Annotated in this window: 4 protein-coding genes and 1 pseudogene; 2 read left to right on the top strand and 3 right to left on the bottom strand. The window is 72.5% G+C overall.

Going from position 1 to position 4778, the window contains the following annotated elements:
- Positions 1-45 precede the first annotated feature (45 nt).
- Genes H5J33_RS23835 through H5J33_RS23825 form a run of 3 tightly spaced genes read right to left on the bottom strand, consistent with a single transcriptional unit; the run spans position 46 to position 3094 of the window.
- Positions 46-639: a TetR family transcriptional regulator gene (locus H5J33_RS23835; protein ID WP_181796945.1), complete on the bottom strand. Its 594-nt coding sequence runs from the start codon at positions 637-639 to the stop codon at positions 46-48.
- Positions 640-665: 26 nt separating this feature from the next.
- Positions 666-2327: a class I adenylate-forming enzyme family protein gene (locus tag H5J33_RS23830; protein WP_181796944.1), complete on the bottom strand. Its 1662-nt coding sequence runs from the start codon at positions 2325-2327 to the stop codon at positions 666-668.
- Complete coding sequence (locus H5J33_RS23825; RefSeq protein ID WP_181796943.1) at positions 2324-3094, bottom strand: SDR family oxidoreductase; 771 nt, start codon at positions 3092-3094, stop codon at positions 2324-2326. The genes H5J33_RS23830 and H5J33_RS23825 overlap by 4 nt, the downstream gene beginning before the upstream one ends.
- 108 nt (positions 3095-3202) lie before the next feature.
- Between H5J33_RS23825 and H5J33_RS23820 the strand changes: the two genes are divergently transcribed.
- A complete protein-coding gene (locus H5J33_RS23820; RefSeq protein ID WP_181796942.1) occupies positions 3203-4423 on the top strand; it encodes an exo-beta-N-acetylmuramidase NamZ domain-containing protein in 1221 nt (406 codons plus the stop codon).
- 29 nt (positions 4424-4452) lie between these two features.
- A pseudogene (locus H5J33_RS23815) lies at positions 4453-4778 on the top strand (serine-threonine protein kinase); the annotation flags it as partial.

The following is a 4778-nucleotide window of genomic DNA, read 5'->3' as shown; positions in this document are numbered from 1 at the left end:
GTTCTTCAAGGAGATCATCGGCTAGGCGCCGGGCGCCCTCCGGGCTCAGGGCCGCAGGGCCCGCAGCAGCAGGTCGGCGAGGTGGTCGGCGACCTGCTGGGGGGTCAGCGGGCCGTCGGGGCGGTACCACGTCGACAGGTGGTGGACGGAGCCGAAGTGGTAGTCCACCACCAGGTCGGCCGGGGTCGCCGTGGAGAAGACGCCCTCCTTCTGGCCCTCCTCCACCAGCGCGCGGAAGCGTTCGTGGTAGCGCCGGCGCTCGGCGCGGACCTGCTTGTTCTTCTCCGGGCTGAGGTGGTGCATGGACCGGAAGAAGATCGCCGCGTCGTCGAGGTTCTCGATGGTGGTGACGACCACGTCGGCCGCCGCGTCCCTGAGCCGCTTCTCCACCGGCTCGTCGGCGTTCGCGTACGTGTCCAGCCGCTCCTGCTGGAGGCGCAGCACGCGCGCGTACACCTCGTGCAGCAGGTCGTCCTTGGAGCCGAAGTAGTGGTACAGCGCGCCCTTGGTGACGCCGGCCGCCTCCACGATCTCCTGTACGGAGGTGCGGTCGTAGCCCTGTTCGGCGAAGAGCCGGGTGGCGGCGGCCAGCAGCCGCTGGGGAACGGGCGTGCCGTCTCCGTCCGTGGTCCTGGGCACTGCCGCCACCTGCCTTTCCGTGGTCTTCAGTCGGTGTTCCGGGAACGCAGTTCCCGACGGAGGATCTTCCCACTCGCCGTCTTGGGCAACTCGGGCAGGATCTCCACCTGACGCGGGTACTTGTACGCGGCCAGTCTCTCCTTGCAGTACGCGGCCAGTTCACCGGGGGCCGCCTCGGCGCCCGGACGGAGGCTGATATAGGCCTTGACGGTCTCGCCCCGGTACCCGTCGGGCACCCCGACGACGGCCGCCTCGCGCACCGCCGGGTGCGTGTAGAGGACGTCCTCGACCTCGCGCGGCCACACCTTGAAGCCGGACGCGTTGATCATGTCCTTCTTGCGGTCCACGACGTACAGCCAGCCCCGCTCGTCCATGAACCCGATGTCGCCGGTGCGCAGCTCGCCGTCCGGGAAGGTCTCGGCGGTGGCGTCGGGCCGCCGCCAGTAGCCGGGCACCACCTGCGGCCCGCGTACGGCGATCTCCCCGTGCTCCCCGAAGGGCACCTCCGCGCCCCGGTCGTCCAGGATGCGCACGACCGTGTCGGCGCCGGGCAGACCGACGGACAGGGTGCCGGAGACCGGGTCCACGGGGGCCTCCAGGTGGGGCGGGACGGAGGCGCAGGGGGCGGTGCACTCGGTGAGGCCGTAGCCGACCCGGATGTACGGCCCGAAGCGCTCGCGGAACCGCTCCACGAGGGCCGGCGGCACGGGCGCGCCGCCCGAGGAGAGCTGCACGAAGGAGGCGAAGTGCTCGCGGGTGGCGCCGGGGTGGGCGGCGAGCGCCATGTAGGCGGTGGAGGGGCCGACGGTGTAGTGCGGACGGTGCTCGGCGAAGGCGTCCAGGACGACGCCGGGCTCGAAGCGGTAGGTGAGCACCAGGGTGCCCGCGCCGACCAGGCAGGCGCCGAACTGGCAGACCATGCCGGTGATGTGGAACAGCGGGGCGAGCGCGTAGTAGACGGGTGCCTCGGGCAGGCCGAGTCCGGTGCTCTGCCGCTCGGCGTTGTACATGATGTTGGCGTGGGTGTTGGTGGCGCCCTTGGGGGTGCCGCTGGTGCCCGAGGTGTAGCTGATCAGCGCGATGTCCTCCGGGCGGGGCAGACGGCCCTCGGGGGGCCGGCCGCCCCGCCGGGCGACGGCCGTCAGGTCGTCGGCGTCCGGGGCCTGGGGCAGCCGCTCGAAGGCCAGCACGCGCGCGTCGTCGCGGGTCTGGAAGTCGCGTTCGCAGGCGGTGAGCACGATCCGCACCGGGGAGTCGGCGGCGGTCTGCCGCAGGTACGTCTCCCAGGCCCGGTCGGAGCAGATCAGCGCCGTCACCTCGCCGTCCCGCAGGACGTGTGCGACCTCGCCGGACTTGTACATGGGGTTGACCGGGACGACGGTCGCGCCCGCCTTCCAGGCGCCGAGCACGGCCAGCACGAAGTGCGGGGAGTTCTGCAGCAGTACGGCCACCCGGTCGCCGCGCCGGAGTCCGCGCCCGGCGAGGTGGGCGGCGACGGAGTCGGACAGCTCGTCGGTCTCCCGGTAGCTCAGCCGGGTGTCGAAGTAGGTGAGGCAGGTGCGGTCGGGGTGCCCGGCGGCGGCGGTGCGCAGGGCGTGCACCAGCGAGTCGGCGGGGTCGAGGGGGGCGCGCTGGGCGTCGGTCAGCAGCGCGAGCCAGGGGCGGTCGGCGTAGCGGGGGGCGGTCACCGGGCGGTCTCCCACTTCTGCTGGATGTGGTTCATGGTGGCGAGCCAGCGGTCGGGCTCGCCGGCCCTCGTCCGGTAGAAGCCGGCGACCTCGGGGTGCGGCAGGATCAGGAAGCGGTCCTCCTCGATGCCCTCGAGCAGGGCGTCGGCCACGGCCTCGGGTTCGATCGCGGTGGGCCGCAGCACCAGGTCGCCGGCGCTGCCGGTGGCGGCCAGCATGTCGGTGCGGACGCCCTGCGGGCAGATGGCGTGCACCTTGACGCCCCGGTGGCGGTAGGTCAGGGACAGCCACTCGGCGAAGGCGTAGGCGCCGTGCTTGGTCACGCTGTAGGAGGGCGCGCCGATCATGGTGAGCAGCCCGGCGGCGGAGACGGTGGAGACGAACCGTCCGGCGCCCCGCTCCAGCCAGCCGGGCAGCAGCGCGTGGGCGGCGCGGACGTGGGCCATCACGTTGACGTCCCAGGACGTCTCCCAGGTGCGTTCGTCCAGGTGGGCGAGGTCGCCGTCCTCGAAGGCGACCCCGGCGTTGGCGCAGTAGACGTCCACGGTGCCGCCGAGGGCGTCGCGCGCCGCGTCGACGACGCGGGAGGCGTCGCCGGGTACGGCGGTCCCGCCGATCTCCTCGGCCACCGCCTTGGCCTTGCCGGCGTCCAGGTCGTTCACCACGACCCGGGCGCCCGCGGCGGCGAACCGCCGGGCCAGCGCGGCCCCGATCCCCCCGCCCGCTCCGGTGACGACCACTCCCGCATCCCGCACGGCTTCCACCATCGGTCTCCTTCGACACGACGCGACTCGGCTCAGCGAGCGTCAGACTAACCAGTCGGTATGTGTAAAAGGAAGGGCGGGCGCGCCAACCTCTAGGGGACTGGAGGACTCATGGACCTGTCCCGAAGAAACCTGCTCGCCTCGACCGCCCTGGCGGTGACTCCGATGCCACCCCACCACCGCGAGCCGCTCCGCACCGGCTTCGAGAACCTCGCCGCCCACGACTACGCCCAGCTGTCCGGCCGGAAGGTCGGCGTCGTCACGAACCCCACCGGCGTCACCCGGGCCGCCGAGCACATCGTCGACGTCATGCACCACGACCCCCGGGTGGAGCTGACGGCGGTCTTCGGCCCGGAGCACGGCTTCCGCGGCACCGCCCAGGCCGGCGGCTCCGAGGGGCGCTACGACGACCCGGCGACCGGCCTGCCGGTGTACGACACCTACCTGAAGAGCGGCCGGCCGCTCGCCGACGTCTTCACCGCGTCCGGCGTGGACACGGTCGTCTTCGACATCCAGGACGTCGGCGCCCGCTTCTACACCTACATCTGGACCCTGTACGACTGCATGGAGGCGGCGGCGCTGGCCGGGAAGCGCTTCGTCGTGCTGGACCGCCCCAACCCGGTGACCGGCCGCGCGGCCGAGGGCCCGGTGCTGCACCGGGAGTTCGCCAGCTTCGTCGGGCGGCAGCCGGTCGCGCAGGCGCACGGCATGACGGTCGCGGAGCTGGCCGGCCTGTTCAACGGGGAGTTCCTGAGCACGCCGGTCGCGCTGGAGACGGTACGGATGTCGGGCTGGAAGCGGACCGTGTTCTACGACGCCTCGGGTCTGCCCTGGGTGCCGCCGAGCCCCAACATGCCCACCCCGGACACGGCGTTGGTGTACTCCGGGACCTGCCTGTTCGAGGGCACCAACCTCTCCGAGGGGCGCGGCACGACCCGGCCCTTCGAACTCCTCGGCGCCGAGGGCGTGGACGGGCGCTGGGCCGCCGCCGTGAACGGGCTGGGGCTGCCGGGCGTGCGGTTCCGGGAGGCGTACTTCGCGCCCACCTTCTCGAAGTTCCAGGGGAAGACGGTGGGCGGGGTGCAGGTCCATGTGACCGACCGGGCCGTCTTCGACCCCGTGCGCACCGGGATCGCGCTGCTGGTGACGGCGCGGAAGGTGTGGGACGGGTTCGCCTGGCGGTCCGACCACTGGATCGACAAGCTCACCGGTTCCGAGCGGGTGCGCACGATGATCGACGCGGGCGCGGACACGGACGAGGTGACGGGCGCCTGGCAGGAGGAGCTGGCCGCGTTCCGGCGGGTGCGAAAGGGGTATCTCCTGTACAAGTAGCGCGTCTTCCGGGGACGAGGGAGCCCGCAATGGCCGATGCCGCGATGAGCGTGAGTCCTTACTGGGAGCTGACCTTCGACGCGGACGGGGACGTGGACGGCTCCGAACGCGACCGGCTCTCGGCGCAGGTCGCCGAGCGCGGCGTCCGGGACCTGGTCGTCTTCTCGCACGGCTGGAACAACGACCGTTCGGACGCGACCGCGCTGTACCGGCGCTTCCTCGCCCCCGTCCCGCAGCTCGCGCCCGGGGCCCGGATCGGGTACGTCGGGGTGATCTGGCCGTCGATGCGGTTCAGCGACGAGCCGATCCCCGACTTCCCGAGGTCCGTGGCGGCCGAGGCGGTCCAGGCGGCGCC

Source organism: Streptomyces sp. WELS2, assembly GCF_013870595.1.
Classification (GTDB): Bacteria; Actinomycetota; Actinomycetes; order Streptomycetales; family Streptomycetaceae; genus Streptomyces.
The sequence above is the reverse complement of the archived record's forward strand: the minus strand, read 5'-3'. Positions and strand labels throughout refer to the sequence as shown.